Raw genomic sequence first — 14318 nt, 5'->3', positions numbered from 1 at the left:
CCCGGTCGGGACCGCCATTTCTTTTAATACATAGTCTATTAACACTATGTGGCTCAGTAGCTCAGTCGGTAGAGCAAAGGACTGAAAATCCTTGTGTCGGCGGTTCGATTCCGTCCTGAGCCACCATTTATGCGGGTGTAGTTTAGTGGTAAAACCTCAGCCTTCCAAGCTGATGATGAGGGTTCGATTCCCTTCACCCGCTCCATATTGGGCCTATAGCTCAGCTGGTTAGAGCGCACGCCTGATAAGCGTGAGGTCGGTGGTTCGAGTCCACTTAGGCCCACTATTCCGCAGTAGCTCAGTGGTAGAGCAATCGGCTGTTAACCGATCGGTCGTAGGTTCGAGTCCTACCTGCGGAGCCATATTACGGGGAAGTACTCAAGTGGCTCAAGAGGCGCCCCTGCTAAGGGTGTAGATCGCGAAAGCGGTGCGAGGGTTCGAATCCCTCCTTCTCCGCCATATTTGTTTGGCCCCTTGGTCAAGCGGTTAAGACACCGCCCTTTCACGGCGGTAACACGGGTTCGAATCCCGTAGGGGTCATACTTAAAAGTTCCTAGTTGCGATATCGCAACTAGGAACTTTTTTATTTATCGTTATCGGTATAACTGTCTTTACTGCGATATGGAATGTCGCCTAGTTCTGATTCCAGCCCTTCCTCATCAAGTTCCTCTTCGTATGCTAATGTTGTATTTCCGCGAATTATACCTGAAGGTTCGCCCTCTAAGTTACTCGTTGCGATCACATCAATATCTTCTGTACTTCCATCTTCAATTGCTGTGTCGTATAACGATTCGTAGTCATCATGGTCTCCAGTAAAGTCAGAAGGGGTTTCTGAAGTTCCCGATTTTGCAATTTCTTCAAAACTGTCGATGGGATCCTTATATGCACCTTCATCTCTATCCGCAAATGTATTTGGATTAGCCATCTTCAACAAATCGTCTTCTACCGGTCGGTCTTCAGGAACTTCCTGAACAGCGTCGTCGACACAAAACGTAGTGTAGGGGACTGCCTCTAACCGTTCGTAAGGGATTTCTTTACCGCATTTTTCACATACTCCGTATGAGCCATCTTTCATATTTTCCAATGCATGCTGGACCTTTTCAAGCTCTTCACTAGCGTGCACATTCAATGCTCTGTCCTTTTCGCGATCATATAACTCCGTTCCCATGTCTGCGGGGTGGTTATCGTAAGTGGACAGCTCGCCGATTTCTTCTTGTGGACTTTCTTCTACATCGGTTCTTTCTTCAGTAATGGTTAGCTGATCCTGTAGACGGAGTAGCTCTTTTTTCAATGTAGTCGTTTGTTCTTTTGTTAACATTACGTTCACGTCCTTTATGGGTTTACGTTCTAGTATGATTCAGAACAGCAAAATTACTAGTACTTCAGCTGTTAATTAAATGATTTCCTTTTTCGCGGAATTGTTAAACCTCTTGAGTTCTTTTTGACGTTAAATTCGATTTGCGCCATAAAGAAAGAGGCTAATACAGAATCAGTTTTCACTGACTCTGTATAGCCTCATGTAACATGTAATTATTTAGTTGTGAGATGCTCAATTAGTAATCCGATTGCTAGTAACAGACAAAAGAATGTGTTTGTTTGAGCGGTGTATTTCATAGCAGGCATCACCTGTAATGGGAGCTCGAAATTTTTAAAGATTTTAATTGCACTAATAGGTTTTTTTACACAAAGAATGACCAGGAGACTCCACGGTGTCAATCCACCAAAAAGAACTAATGCAATAATCCATGCGAAAGCGAGGATAAAGAATCCGCTTTGAATACGAATTGCAGTTGGTCGTCCAAACAAAATAGCTAGTGTTTTTCTGCCCCCTATTTTATCTCCTTCCAAATCACGGATGTTGTTTGCCATCATGATTGCTGCTACGAGCAATACACTTGGAATGGACAGTAGAACAGCACGTTCTGACACGGTACCTGTCTGGATGTAGAACGCGATTAGGACTAACAGCATTCCCATGACGACTCCAGAGAATAGTTCTCCAAGCGGAGTGTATGCTATTGGATAAGGTCCTCCTGTGTAGAAGTAGCCGATAGCCATTGAGATTAAACCAACTACTGCAATCCACCAAGATGATTGCATACAGATATAAACACCTAAAAGAATCGAAACGCCATATAGGAGCAGTGCCAAATTTAGAATCGTCTTAGGATTTACTTTGTTACGTACGATTGTCCCGCCAATGCCGACAGAATCTTCCGTATCGAGTCCACGTTTAAAATCGTAGTACTCGTTAAACATATTGGTCGCCATTTGAATGAAAACACTTGCGAGCAACATGGCAGCGAATAATAGGTAGTCCAGTTGTCCGAATGGCAACGCAAGCATCGTGCCAAGGAACACAGGAGCAAAAGCTGCGGTCAATGTATGTGGACGAGTTAGCTGCCACCACATTCTCCAACCAGTTTCAATTTTAATAGTATCTTGCATTTCTTTCTCTCCTTCGTTTAAACATGCAAGTCTTATTGTACTCTATTCGGCACAAATACGGAATCCTTCAGGTTCTTAAAAATGCGTAGTAGCCCGATTTCCGCTATAATGGAAGTAGAATTGGCACCATGAGTTTGCCACATGAGGAGAGAATACTATGAATCGGAAGTTTACGGACTTGCCTAGCCGAGAAAAAACGGCAGCTATGCCGCATGTCCGCTTCTTTACAGAAACTATTGAGGCGGGCGGAATATCACCGCTGTCTTTTTTTGAGGCAGGGGCGTTCATCCATGATTCTCATCGTTTTTATTGGGAAAATGCATCTAAAACGATGACGCTTGTTGGAATTGGACATGCGTTGACGATAACTGATGAACCTGGAACCGATCGCTTTGATACGATTGAATCCAAATGGAAACACTATTGTGATGCACTTATTAAAGAAGACAAAGATATGGATCCAGTGTTGTTCGGTGGATTTTCTTTTGAGGAAAAACGCTCATCCACTCCTTCAGAGTGGGAAAATTTCCCGGATGCTCTTTTTGCTGTGCCTACATTCCAGTTGAAGATAGAAAATGGAAAAACTCTTGTTGCAATAAATTTAATCTCTGAGGAAGCTGAAACAGTTCTCCAATTTGAAGCACTTCGCAAGCAACGTGACCAACTTATCCATATGGCACAAGTACAGGAATCTGTATCAACCGAAAAGCCATTGCTGTTATCGATGAAGGAGCTTCGTAAAGGGCATTATCTAAAAGCCGTTCAACGGATTACAGAGAAGATTCAAATGGGTGAAGCTGAAAAAGTAGTCATCGCACGGAAATTAGCTCTGCAATTTGAGCAACCGATTCCACCAGTAGCTGCACTTCAATCTGTCGCTAACGAGCAACGGGACAGTTACAATTTCGGACTTGAGAATGGCTCTCAATTCTTTTTCGGTGCCACTCCTGAGCGATTGATCGAAATAAAAGACGGACAAGCTTTTTCTGCATGCGTTGCTGGATCTATCAAGCGGGGGAGCAGTGCGGACGAGGATCAGCAGTTAGGTAATGAACTACTCGGAGACAAAAAGAATAGAGAAGAACACCAATACGTGGTCGATATGATTACTGGCGTATTCGACTTGCTTTGCGCTTCCTATACAGCCGCATCTCGACCTAAGTTGATGAAAGTACGAGATATCCAACATTTGCATACGCCGGTTCAAGGACGATTGGGAGCTGAAAGTAGTATCTTCCAATTCGTAAAAGCACTTCATCCCACACCTGCGCTTGGGGGCTTCCCAACACCCATTGCTAGGGAACTGATTCGTCAGGAAGAAAATCTCGATCGAGGGTATTATGCCGCTCCAGTAGGCTGGACAGATGTATCTGGAAACGGTGAATTTGCGGTAGCGATACGTTCAGCATTGCTGGAACAGAAGAACGCATGGTTATATGCCGGTGGAGGAATTGTAGCAGACTCAGATCCCACTCAGGAATATGAAGAGACATGGGTGAAATTCAGACCGATGTTACGTGCACTTGGAGGTTCGCTAAATGGATAATCGTAAAACGTTAACGAATCATGTGAGAAGAATGGCAGAAAGTCTTGTCAGAATGGGAGTCGCGCATGCAGTGATTAGTCCGGGATCGCGTTCCACTCCACTTGCTTATGCACTAGCTTCCACAGAACAAGTAGATGTCCATTTGCACGTAGACGAACGTTCTGCTGGATTTTTCGCTCTTGGGTTAGCGAAGGTGACACAATTACCGGTTGTCCTGTTATGTACATCAGGCACAGCTGCGTCTAACTATCATCCAGCAGTAACAGAAGCGTTTTATGCTCGCGTTCCATTGATTGTAATCACGGCGGATCGACCATACGAATTACGTGATGTCGGTGCGCCACAAGCTATCCGTCAAATGGGGATGTTTGATCCTCACGTTAAATATGACGTGGATCTACCGATACCTGAAGATTCGGCTGCTGTCGATGACTTTTTAGAACGACAAATTGCTCGTGCTATAGGTATGGCGGTCACTGAACCTAAAGGACCGGTACATCTCAATGCCCCATTCCGGGAGCCGTTGTTGATCGATTTCGAGCAAGAACTACCGACAGTTACGTTTATGGAGCGGATTTCTGGTCACACAACACTGACAACTGAGCAGAAGAATCAGGTGAGTGAACTAATCGGTTCCGCAACACGGGGAATTCTTGTGATTGGTGAATGTCTTCCGGGGGTTGATAAAAACCAGGTGTGGGAATTCGCAAAGAGAATGAATTGGCCTGTAATTTGCGATCCATTATCCAATTTGCGGTCTGAAGTTCCAGAGGATTGTCGTCATTTATGCATTGACTCCTATGATGCATTGCTGAAAAACGAATCCTTTGCAGCTCAAGCAGAGCCAGATGCGGTCATTCGTATTGGACCTCAACCTGTTTCTAAACCGTTAACGTTATTTTTGAAGAAGGTGCGACCACAAACATTTATAGTCGTGGACGAATCCCCGATCTTCCGTGATCCGCTCGGTATTGCCACACACCATTTGCAAGTGAATGCTATGGAAATACTGTCAGCTGGAGCTTTCACTCATCAGGAGTCATCTTATACGGAGATATGGAGTAAAGCAAACGAACTCGCCGCTGAAATGACCGAAAGTTACCGGAGTGAGGAAGTTCATGAGGGTGACTATGTTCGCACGTTATTAGCATCTTTACCGGATGGAAGTGATCTGATTAGTGGGAGTAGTATGCCGATCCGTGATTTGGACACATATTTCCGCAAGACAGATCGGGATATCGCGATTTTCTCGAATCGCGGAGCTAACGGGATTGATGGGGTCGTTTCGACGGCTCTCGGTATTCAAACAGCCCGGAAGAGACCGGCTTGGCTTCTAATTGGTGATTTGTCGTTCATGCATGATGTGAATGGGTTGCTAATCTCTCGCATGCAGACGATGGATTTAACTATTATTGTGAGCAACAATGATGGCGGTGGTATTTTCTCTTACTTACCTCAAGCGTCGATTCCGAATCATTTTGAACAGCTCTTTGGCACACCAACGGGTTTGTCATTTGCCCCGCTTGCAGAGATGTACGGCATTCAATATGACTCGGTTTCATCGATAGAACAGCTAGAAGGTCAATTAGCGGAAGAGAAGACAGCTCCACTGCGGATCATCGAGATGATTTCAGTTCGGGAACAAAATGTTCAGGCACACCGTGAATTATGGAGTGAGATAGGAGAGGAGCTCGAACGTAATGGGTTCTGATCGGATCACAGTCAATGGGCATTCAATGCATGTGCAACGTAATGGTGATCCTTCTCTTCCAGTTGTAGTATTCCTTCATGGCTTTACGGGAAGTATAGCTACGTGGAGTACAATCAGTTCACTTCTTGAAGGGAAGGTCCACACTATTGCAATCGATTTATGGGGGCACGGGCGTTCAGACAAACCTGAGAACAGTTCCGATTATTCAATGGAGAGACAGACTGCAGATCTAGAGCAATTGTTCAACCAATTGGAGCTAACAACGTTCACATTAGTCGGTTATTCCATGGGCGGTCGAACTGCGCTAGGGTACGCGACATCTTTCCCTAAGCGAATTCAACGACTAGTCCTGGAAAGTGCTTCGCCCGGCCTTAAAACGGAAGCAGAGCGTTCTGAAAGAAAGCAACGGGATGCCAAATTAGCGAATCGACTTTTACACGAACCTTTCGTGGATTTCGTGGATTTCTGGGAGAACCTAGCTCTATTCGACTCTCAGAAGTCAATGTCAGAAGAACAAAAAGAAGAAGTGCGCAATGAGCGGCTGAGTCAAGACCCGCAAGGCTTAGCAAACAGCCTGATTGGTATCGGGACAGGCAGTCAGCCATCATACTGGGAAGTACTTTCTAAGCAGATGTATCCCGTGATTCTAGTTACAGGATCCCTCGATATAAAGTTTGAAACGATTGCTTTGGAGATGAAGAACTTACTGCCAAACGTCCAACATTTCACGGTAGAAAATGCAGGCCATGCAATCCACGTGGAAAAACCTGAAGAATTTGCTACAATAATAGATGAGATTGTAAATCAAAAATGATTTCTAGGAGGACAACCATGACACGACAATGGGAAACACTTCATACATACGAAGATATTAAGTATGAAAAGTACAATGGCATTGCGAAAGTGACGATCAACCGTCCAGAAGTACGAAATGCATTCCGTCCAAAAACGGTAATGGAAATGATTGATGCTTTTTCTCGTGCACGTGACGACGAAAGTATCGGAGTCATCGTTTTAACAGGAGAAGGCGAAAAAGCATTCTGTTCTGGTGGAGACCAGAAAGTACGCGGCCACGGCGGATACGTTGGTGACGACGAGATTCCACGTTTGAACGTCCTTGACCTACAGCGTTTGATCCGTGTTATTCCAAAGCCAGTTGTTGCTATGGTAGCGGGCTACGCAATTGGCGGAGGCCACGTACTTCATGTCGTATGTGACTTAACGATTGCTGCAGACAATGCAATCTTTGGCCAAACAGGACCTAAAGTAGGTTCGTTCGATGCTGGATACGGGTCAGGTTACCTCGCACGTATTATCGGACACAAGAAAGCGCGTGAAATTTGGTACTTGTGCCGCCAATACAGTGCACAAGATGCGTTGGATATGGGATTAGTCAACACAGTTGTTCCTTATGAGCAACTTGAAGATGAAACCGTTCAATGGTGTGAAGAAATGCTCTCTATGAGTCCAACTGCACTTCGTTTCTTGAAAGCAGCGATGAATGCGGATACAGATGGATTAGCAGGACTTCAGCAATTGGCTGGCGACGCTACATTGTTGTACTACACATCAGACGAAGCGAAAGAAGGCCGCGATGCGTTCAAAGAAAAGCGTAAGCCGGACTTCGGTCAATTCCCACGATTCCCTTAATGAACACAAAACGAAAAGACTGCCTATTGGGCAGTTTTTTCTTTATGGAAAGGAGGTAAAACAATGATTCCCAATTGGTTATTAAAACGCGCAGCATTAACGCCTCATACCCCTGCATTGACCTTTCAAGGTCGAACATGGTCTTATCTTAATCTGAAAGAAGAGGCATTGGACCGAGCGGGGAAACTACGTTCACTTGGACTTGAACGAGGGAGCCGTATTGCCTTACTTGGAGGAACGTCTGCCGAGATGGCACTGTTAATCCATGGCTGTCTGCTTGCAGGGGTAGAAATGGTGATGCTGAATGCAAGATTGACAAAAGAAGAAATCGAGTACCAGTTGGAAGATTCACAATCGAATTTGCTCATCTGTGAAGAAGCATTCCGTAAAAAAGCAGAGCAGCAGGTTTGCCGGAGTATTGTTTATGATGACTTTCTTCAGTTGGATTCGAAATCTTTGCAACTGGAGCAAGTGTGGGAAGAAGATCGGACGCTAACGATTATGTACACATCGGGAACGACAGGATTTCCGAAAGGGGTTCGTCAAACTGCACAAAATCATACATCGAGTGCGCTATCTGCTGTTTTGAACAGCGGCCTACATGATGGAGATGCATGGCTCCACATGATGCCTCTATTTCATATTAGTGGTTTCTCTATTTTAGCGAGAGCCGTTTTGTATGGCTCCGAAGTGAGGTTGTTTGACAAATTTGATGCTGCAGTAGCGGCTGATGAAATCAGTAACGGACGTGTGTCAGGAATGTCTGTTGTGGCGGTCACACTCGAACGATTACTAACAGTTATTGAAAACGAAAAGTTGTCTGTCCATCCAAAATTCCGCACACTTCTTGCCGGTGGCGGTCCCGTTCCTGTTAGCTATTTAAAGCGTGCAGAACAATGTGGGCTCCCTGTATTACAAACGTACGGTATGACAGAAACTAGCTCACAGACAGCGACGCTTTCGGCTGAAGATGCATTACGAAAGCCAGGGTCAGCAGGAAAACCGTTATTTTTCACAGATATCCAAATTGACGGAGAAAAAGAGCCATTTGTTAAAGGGGAAATTCTCATTAAGGGGCCACACGTCACTAAAGGATATATAGGAAAGAATACTGGCACTCAAGCATTGAGAAATGGCTGGCTGCATTCCGGGGATATCGGGTATTTCGATGAAGAAGGCTTTTTATTTGTCTCTGATCGACGTTCTGACCTGATCATCTCTGGTGGGGAAAACATCTATCCTGCGGAGATAGAGTCAGTGCTTGTGGAGCATCCAGAAGTGGTAGAGGCAGGCGTATGTGCAATGCCAAGCGACGAATGGGGATCAGTTCCCGCAGCGTTTATCATTTTGCGATCACCGGTTACAGTTGGAGGCCTACGCGAGTTTTGTCAAACTAGACTAGCGTCTTATAAAGTTCCGAAATCCTTTCAATTTGTCGATGAATTACCTCGAAACGCATCGAACAAATTAATGAGGAAGGAACTTCGCGAAAGGTTTACTATGGATAATTAAAAACAAAAAAAGGCTAGGGGAGGAAGGAGAAAATATTTCCCTTCCAACCTCTAGCTTTTTAATTAAGTGCTTCAGACAACACTTGAATATTGCGTTTCATCAATGAGAAATAATCCTCTTTGTTGGCAATATCCTCTTTCGTCAGGACAGACAAGTTATGAAGAATGGCGGAGTCTGCTCCAATTTCATTTTGGACGACTTTAGTCAGTTTAGAGCTCACGTTTTGTTCAAAGAGAATTGTTTTCACATGAGCTTCTTTTGCTTCTTCCACAATGTGGGCGAGTTCCTTTTGGGATGGCTCGTTTTGTGTGTTGAGACCAGCAATGGAAATCTGCTCTAATCCGTATTCATTAGCTAGATAGCCGAAAGCAGCATGTGAAACAAAAAAATTTTTTGAAGCTGCCTGATTTACCATTGTTGCAAATTCTTTATCCAACGATCCTAAATCGCTTTTCAACGCTTCAAAGTTCTTTTCATACAGTTCTTTGTTCTCTGGAGCTTGCTCTGTAAGTCCATCTCGAACAGCTTTAGCTAAGTCCATGCTAAGAACAGGGGAAATCCATACGTGGGGATCGGTGTTGCCTTCTGAATGCTCTTCCCCCTCATGTTCATGCCCATGTTCCTCTTCATCCGAATCATGATGATGACCTTCCATTAGCTTTGACTGATCGATATGTTCGCCTGTCGGAAGTAACTTAACGTGTTGATTTTTTAATGTTTTTTCTGCATTTTCTACAAAACCTTCAAGTCCAAGCCCCACATAGAAAAACAAATCTGAATCTGCCAGTTTCATCATTTCTTTTTGGGTCGGATCGAATGAATGCTCATCGGTTCCTGCTGGGTAGATCGATTTTACAGAAACTGTGTCACCACCAATTCGTTCCGTAAAATATTGTAGTGGATAAACTGTTGTATACACCTCGAGTTTTCCATCGTCTGCTTTACTTCCATTCGAATCATCCTTTTTCCCACAAGCCCCAAGTACGAGCGTGAGAAGAAGAAGTCCTATTAGTATCCGGTTTCGTGTCATCTGCCTAAATCCTCCAATACGTAATCATTACGATTTAAAAAGTGCTTCTTCATCATACTAAATGGAGAAGCACTTGACAACTAAAAGAGTTATTAGACTTTTTCTTTCTTGGCAGGAACAGGGTCAAATCCGCCTTTATGAAAAGGATGGCACTTTGAAATCCGGACAATTGTCAGCCACATTCCCTTAACGACACCATGAGTTTCCACGGCTTCGACTCCATAATGCGAGCAGGTAGGATAGAATCTGCAAGAGGGTGGCGTAAGTGGCGAAATCATTTTTTGATAAAAGCGAATGAGTAACAAAACAAGCTTTTTCATGTAAACCGCTCCTAAAGTATTGTACGTTTAGTTTAAACCGTTCGGTGGTAAAATAACAGAGAGAAGTATTAGACAAAATTCATAGAAAAGAGGTCGTTTCATTATGTCAACAGAATTAATCAAAGAATTGAACACACAAGTATCCACTTGGTCAGTCATGTATACAAAATTACATAACTACCACTGGTATGTAAAAGGAAAGCAATTCTTCACACTGCACGCTAAATTTGAAGAACTATACGACGAAGCTACGCAACATATGGATGATATCGCAGAACGCGTTCTAACTCTTGGAGGAAAACCGACTGCTACAATGAAAGAACATTTATCAGAGTCAGTTGTAAAAGAAGCGAATGGCAGTGAAAAAGCTGAGCAAATGGTGTCAACAATCGTAAATGATTTTGACTCGATTATGAAATCATTAAAAACGGGCATGAAATTAGCTGGAGATGCTGGCGACTTCATGACTGAGGATTTGTTAAATGCAATTTATCAAGGGATTGAAAAGCATCAATGGATGTTGAATGCATTTCTTGGTGAAGATAACAATTAAGAAAAATTCCTTCATGACTATCTAGTCTGACCGATAAATAGGGAGAGAGGAGCTGATTATTTTGGATATTTCATCCATCATGTCTAGCCAGTTGCGGAGTCTTCAATCGACTGTAAAATTATCTATTTTGGACAAAGCAATGACTGCAAATGCATCTGCAGCAACTGAAATGTTGCAATCTTTGCCTGATGCCGCTCATCCTTTTAAAGGCTCAGCAATAGATATCAAAGCTTAACTGACAATGCACCCTTCCGATTAGGAAGGATGCATTGTTTTTTTCTATTTCATTGAACAACTGATAGCTGATGTGTAAAATAGGTCTGTGACTAAACTGTGAATATTCGATTCAGAAAAAGGAGAAATTAGTATGACAAATACACCCTATTTACGGAATTTGATTATTGAAACGCCTTCAAAACCTGGTAACTTCGCAAAAGTTGCATATGCGATTGGCCAACTAGAAGGTGATATAGGTGATATCCAGACCATAAAAGTGGGTACATTGACTACAATCCGTGACGTTTCTGTCCAGTGTAACGACGTCGAGCAATTGGAGAAAATTGTTGAGGCTATCAATGCAATCGGTGATGAGATTCAAGTACAGGCGATTTCCGATGATGTGCTGCGTGCACATGAAGGTGGAAAGATACATATGAAAGGCAAAGTTGAAATCCGCTCGCTTGGCGATTTACGTCGTGTCTATACGCCGGGAGTTGCGAACGTATGTAAAGTGATTGAAAAAGATCCACAGCAAGCACAGTTTTTCACAGGTATTTCGAATACTGTGGCGATTGTAACTGACGGAACAGCTATTTTAGGATTGGGAAATATCGGACCTGTAGCAGGAATGCCAGTAATGGAAGGTAAAGCCGTATTGTTCGATCAATTTGCAGGTATTAGTGGGATTCCAATTTTACTCGATACAAGTGACCCTGATCAGGTTGTAGAAACCGTGAAACATATCCATCAAGGATTTGGTGGGATTCTATTAGAAGACATTGGCTCACCTCATTGCTTCGAAATCGAAGAACGATTGAAGGCAGAGCTCGATATTCCTGTTATGCACGATGACCAGCACGGAACTGCAGTCGTTGCTCTCGCTTCAACCCTTTCTGCTTGCCGCCAAGCAGGGGTGAAATTGGAAGACTCTGTAGTAGGTCAAATCGGATTGGGCGCAGCTGGACTTGCAATCAGTCGAATGATGATGGCTTATGGGGTTAAGAAAATGCAAGGTATTGACATGAATGAACAAGCGTTAGAGCGCCTTGCGAAATACGGTGGCTCAACTGCTAACTCGTTGGAAGAGATTATGGCAACAAGTGATATCGTTATTGCAACAACGGGTGTACAAGGGTTGATCAAACCGGAAATGGTTCGTCCAGGTCAAATTATTTTAGCGCTATCGAATCCACATGCTGAGATTCAACCTGAAGTTGCGCTGGAAGCAGGTGCTGCTTTTGCAGCTGACGGACGACTTGTGAATAATGTTCTTGGATTCCCAGGAATTTTCCGCGGAGCATTAAATGCAAAAACGAATAAGATTACGTATGAAATGCTTATTGCAGCTGCACTTGCCATTGTAGATTCTACAAAACACGGGGATCTCGTGCCACATCCTTTAGATCCGAATGTCCATCAAAACGTTGCAGATGCTGTTGAAAAAGTAGCTAATTTAAACTTGCAGAAAACACATGCACATACTCATGCCTAAGTGGTCCATACTACTTTAAAAAAGGTTGGGATTACTTTGGCAGATGGAAAATTTACAATGTATGTATCAGTCGCTCATCAACAAATCAATATCCATGAATTCGATTCACCTTATGAATATGTAGTGAATATTCCAAAGGAGTACATTGAGGTTTTTCATCACTTGTTTGATCAGACACATGAATTAGAATTTACAAACTTTCTGAGATCCCATTTACCATATGTGCCTTATCATTATGATCGGGATAATCACAAAGTCGACCTGCGCTTATACAAAATGTATGCGCTAATCCATGAATTCACGGATGATGAATCCAAGGCGTTCATAGAACAGCTACCATTTTTCCGACAGCCAGTTGTAGGTTATAAAGGTGCTGGAAACATGTAAGTGGGCGGATCAGCTAGATAGGGTGTGCAAAGCGATGTTAACATTTGACGACCTAAAAGGAAGCCGCGTAGAGCTCGTTTTTGGGGAACAAGATTTAGAAGCACGTCACGTTCTTGTTGTGCTTAAGCACGAAGGTAAGTGGTTGCTGACTACTCATAAGATACGTGGAGTGGAATTTCCAGGTGGCAAAGCAGAACACGGTGAAACAATTGATGACGCTGCAATCCGAGAAGTTATGGAAGAAACAGGGGTAACCGTTAAGAATTTAGTGAAATTCGCTGAGTACGTCGTCTATACCGATCCTCCATTTTGCAAAGCAGTGTTTACAGCAGATGTTGTCGATATTGATGAGGACGCAGAGCGTTTTGAAACGGACGGCCCTCTTTGGTTAACGGGAGAGCAATTAGATCGCTGCGATACTCTCAGCTTCCATATGAAGGATAAGGGGATGAGCGAACTTAGAAGTTGGGTGGAGCAACATGTACTCTGATGCTCAGATCCTTTCGAAGCGAGCTTATCCATCACCTAATCCTATGGTAGACCTCACTGAAATCACGTATTTCTCTGACGGGTTAAAAGTAAAAGGAATGCTTGCAGAACCAAAAGAAGCGGGAAGTTACGAAGGTCTCATTTATATGAGAGGCGGCATTCAGCACATTGGAATGGCGCGACCTGCTCGGATTGCACAATTCGCAAGCCAAGGGTTTGTCGTTTTTGCTCCATATTATCGGGGGAATCGTGGTGGAGAAGGGCGCGATGAGTTTGCTGGTGCGGACCTTCGAGACGCAGTGAATGCGGTCGATGTGTTAAAACAGAGTCCTAAATGGAAAGAAGGACGGATTCATTTGTTTTCTTTCTCAAGGGGCGGTATTATGGCGCTCTGGACTGCAATTTTACGGGATGATATTACGTCCACCGTCCACTGGGCAGGTGTATCGGATGTTGTCTTTACGTATAAAGAGCGAGAAGATATGCGGCGGATGATGAAACGTGTAATTGGCGGCTCACCGAATAGTGCACCAGATGCATACCGAGAACGAACGGCACTGTTCAGAGTGGAAGAGATTAACGCACCCGTACTCATCATCCACGGCATGAAAGACGAAAACGTGTCGTTTGAACAAGCCATCATGCTAGAGGATGCACTTCGGGAGAATCAGAAAACCTACGAAACATGGTATTTCCAAGACTATACCCATCACTTCCCATCGTGGCACAATGCACAAATTGTTAGGGATCTCACTAATTGGATGAGAGCTCAAACCTGAAAAAAAGAACCTTCCTGTCTGGAAGGTTCTCATACTGTAGACAAAAGGGATGGAAATCGATTTGATTTTCATCCCTTTTGTCTTTTTGCATCGTTGACTCTAAAAATGAAGGATAACAGGCCGTTGATCTCCGTTCCGGACGGGCGCTTTCCGGGGGCTTGCCCTCAGCCTCCTCGTCGCTT

Annotated in this window: 15 protein-coding genes and 6 tRNA genes; 17 read left to right on the top strand and 4 right to left on the bottom strand. The window is 43.8% G+C overall.

What is annotated here, in order from left to right; translation table 11 throughout:
- Positions 1-50 precede the first annotated feature (50 nt).
- The 6 genes from RL70_RS16785 (at position 51) to RL70_RS16760 (ending at position 540) form a co-directional block, all read left to right on the top strand.
- Positions 51-126: transfer RNA gene (locus tag RL70_RS16785), tRNA-Phe, on the top strand.
- 5 nt (positions 127-131) lie between these two features.
- Positions 132-205, top strand: a tRNA-Gly gene (locus RL70_RS16780).
- Positions 206-209: 4 nt separating this feature from the next.
- Positions 210-283: transfer RNA gene (locus RL70_RS16775), tRNA-Ile, on the top strand.
- A 4-nt stretch (positions 284-287) separates the two neighbouring features.
- Positions 288-362, top strand: a tRNA-Asn gene (locus tag RL70_RS16770).
- Between the two features lie 6 nt (positions 363-368).
- Positions 369-459, top strand: a tRNA-Ser gene (locus tag RL70_RS16765).
- A gap of 9 nt (positions 460-468) precedes the next feature.
- Positions 469-540, top strand: a tRNA-Glu gene (locus RL70_RS16760).
- Between the two features lie 43 nt (positions 541-583).
- Here RL70_RS16760 and RL70_RS16755 read toward each other — a convergent pair.
- Entirely contained in the window at positions 584-1318 is a 735-nt protein-coding gene (locus RL70_RS16755) for a TraR/DksA C4-type zinc finger protein (RefSeq protein ID WP_039044541.1), read from the bottom strand.
- Between the two features lie 212 nt (positions 1319-1530).
- The gene (locus RL70_RS16750; RefSeq protein ID WP_039044540.1) at positions 1531-2448 is read right to left on the bottom strand and encodes a 1,4-dihydroxy-2-naphthoate polyprenyltransferase; all 918 of its coding nucleotides are present in this window, start codon (positions 2446-2448) and stop codon (positions 1531-1533) included.
- A 157-nt stretch (positions 2449-2605) separates the two neighbouring features.
- On the opposite strand from RL70_RS16750, the gene RL70_RS16745 reads away from it, so the two are divergent.
- From RL70_RS16745 to RL70_RS16725, 5 genes are all read left to right on the top strand, one after another.
- On the top strand, positions 2606-3994 hold the full coding sequence (locus RL70_RS16745) for an isochorismate synthase MenF (RefSeq protein ID WP_039044539.1): 1389 nt from the start codon (positions 2606-2608) through the stop codon (positions 3992-3994).
- The gene (gene menD, locus RL70_RS16740; protein WP_039044538.1) at positions 3987-5705 is read left to right on the top strand and encodes a 2-succinyl-5-enolpyruvyl-6-hydroxy-3-cyclohexene-1-carboxylic-acid synthase; all 1719 of its coding nucleotides are present in this window, start codon (positions 3987-3989) and stop codon (positions 5703-5705) included. Before RL70_RS16745 ends, menD begins: the two co-directional genes overlap by 8 nt.
- Positions 5695-6519 carry a 2-succinyl-6-hydroxy-2,4-cyclohexadiene-1-carboxylate synthase gene (gene menH, locus RL70_RS16735; protein ID WP_052246022.1) on the top strand — a complete coding sequence of 275 codons (825 nt, stop codon included), beginning with the start codon at positions 5695-5697 and terminating at the stop codon, positions 6517-6519. The genes menD and menH overlap by 11 nt, the downstream gene beginning before the upstream one ends.
- A 17-nt stretch (positions 6520-6536) precedes the next feature.
- Entirely contained in the window at positions 6537-7355 is an 819-nt protein-coding gene (menB, locus tag RL70_RS16730; RefSeq protein WP_039044537.1) for a 1,4-dihydroxy-2-naphthoyl-CoA synthase, read from the top strand.
- Positions 7356-7418: 63 nt separating this feature from the next.
- Positions 7419-8867 carry an o-succinylbenzoate--CoA ligase gene (locus RL70_RS16725; RefSeq protein WP_039044536.1) on the top strand — a complete coding sequence of 483 codons (1449 nt, stop codon included), beginning with the start codon at positions 7419-7421 and terminating at the stop codon, positions 8865-8867.
- Between the two features lie 58 nt (positions 8868-8925).
- Here the strand turns inward: RL70_RS16725 and RL70_RS16720 are convergent, their stop codons facing one another.
- Positions 8926-9897, bottom strand: coding sequence for a metal ABC transporter solute-binding protein, Zn/Mn family (locus tag RL70_RS16720; RefSeq protein WP_039044535.1), 972 nt, complete (start codon positions 9895-9897; stop codon positions 8926-8928).
- Between the two features lie 92 nt (positions 9898-9989).
- The gene (yidD, locus tag RL70_RS16715) at positions 9990-10217 is read right to left on the bottom strand and encodes a membrane protein insertion efficiency factor YidD (protein ID WP_039044534.1); all 228 of its coding nucleotides are present in this window, start codon (positions 10215-10217) and stop codon (positions 9990-9992) included.
- Between the two features lie 103 nt (positions 10218-10320).
- Here yidD and RL70_RS16710 point away from each other — a divergent pair, with 103 nt between their 5' ends.
- From RL70_RS16710 to RL70_RS16690, 6 genes are all read left to right on the top strand, one after another.
- Positions 10321-10770: a Dps family protein gene (locus RL70_RS16710; RefSeq protein ID WP_039044533.1), complete on the top strand. Its 450-nt coding sequence runs from the start codon at positions 10321-10323 to the stop codon at positions 10768-10770.
- 61 nt (positions 10771-10831) lie between these two features.
- A complete protein-coding gene (locus RL70_RS17690; RefSeq protein ID WP_082003464.1) occupies positions 10832-11005 on the top strand; it encodes a putative motility protein in 174 nt (57 codons plus the stop codon).
- A 132-nt stretch (positions 11006-11137) separates the two neighbouring features.
- Positions 11138-12481, top strand: coding sequence for an NAD-dependent malic enzyme (locus RL70_RS16705; protein WP_039044532.1), 1344 nt, complete (start codon positions 11138-11140; stop codon positions 12479-12481).
- Positions 12482-12517: 36 nt separating this feature from the next.
- Complete coding sequence (locus RL70_RS16700; RefSeq protein ID WP_231567295.1) at positions 12518-12868, top strand: transposase; 351 nt, start codon at positions 12518-12520, stop codon at positions 12866-12868.
- A gap of 34 nt (positions 12869-12902) precedes the next feature.
- A complete protein-coding gene (locus RL70_RS16695; RefSeq protein ID WP_039044531.1) occupies positions 12903-13358 on the top strand; it encodes an NUDIX domain-containing protein in 456 nt (151 codons plus the stop codon).
- Positions 13348-14136, top strand: a complete 789-nt coding sequence (locus tag RL70_RS16690) for a S9 family peptidase (protein WP_039044530.1) — start codon at positions 13348-13350, stop codon at positions 14134-14136. Before RL70_RS16695 ends, RL70_RS16690 begins: the two co-directional genes overlap by 11 nt.
- Positions 14137-14318: the final 182 nt, after the last annotated feature.

Origin of the sequence: Sporosarcina sp. ZBG7A, from assembly GCF_000813425.1 — a bacterium.
Taxonomy (GTDB): Bacteria; Bacillota; Bacilli; order Bacillales_A; family Planococcaceae; genus Sporosarcina.
The sequence above is the reverse complement of the archived record's forward strand: the minus strand, read 5'-3'. Positions and strand labels throughout refer to the sequence as shown.

What these genes read in the sequence shown, in the direction of transcription:
- RL70_RS16745 (WP_039044539.1), top strand. Translation starts at nt 2,606, where the DNA reads ATGAATCGGAAGTTTACGGACTTGCCTAGCCGAGAAAAAACGGCAGCT.
- menB (WP_039044537.1), top strand. Translation starts at nt 6,537, where the DNA reads ATGACACGACAATGGGAAACACTTCATACATACGAAGATATTAAGTAT.
- RL70_RS16725 (WP_039044536.1), top strand. Translation starts at nt 7,419, where the DNA reads ATGATTCCCAATTGGTTATTAAAACGCGCAGCATTAACGCCTCATACC.
- RL70_RS16720 (WP_039044535.1), bottom strand. Translation starts at nt 9,897, where the DNA reads ATGACACGAAACCGGATACTAATAGGACTTCTTCTTCTCACGCTCGTA.
- RL70_RS16695 (WP_039044531.1), top strand. Translation starts at nt 12,903, where the DNA reads ATGTTAACATTTGACGACCTAAAAGGAAGCCGCGTAGAGCTCGTTTTT.
- RL70_RS16690 (WP_039044530.1), top strand. Translation starts at nt 13,348, where the DNA reads ATGTACTCTGATGCTCAGATCCTTTCGAAGCGAGCTTATCCATCACCT.
- RL70_RS16755 (WP_039044541.1), bottom strand. Translation starts at nt 1,318, where the DNA reads ATGTTAACAAAAGAACAAACGACTACATTGAAAAAAGAGCTACTCCGT.
- menD (WP_039044538.1), top strand. Translation starts at nt 3,987, where the DNA reads ATGGATAATCGTAAAACGTTAACGAATCATGTGAGAAGAATGGCAGAA.
- RL70_RS16705 (WP_039044532.1), top strand. Translation starts at nt 11,138, where the DNA reads ATGACAAATACACCCTATTTACGGAATTTGATTATTGAAACGCCTTCA.
- yidD (WP_039044534.1), bottom strand. Translation starts at nt 10,217, where the DNA reads ATGAAAAAGCTTGTTTTGTTACTCATTCGCTTTTATCAAAAAATGATT.
- menH (WP_052246022.1), top strand. Translation starts at nt 5,695, where the DNA reads ATGGGTTCTGATCGGATCACAGTCAATGGGCATTCAATGCATGTGCAA.
- RL70_RS16710 (WP_039044533.1), top strand. Translation starts at nt 10,321, where the DNA reads ATGTCAACAGAATTAATCAAAGAATTGAACACACAAGTATCCACTTGG.
- RL70_RS16750 (WP_039044540.1), bottom strand. Translation starts at nt 2,448, where the DNA reads ATGCAAGATACTATTAAAATTGAAACTGGTTGGAGAATGTGGTGGCAG.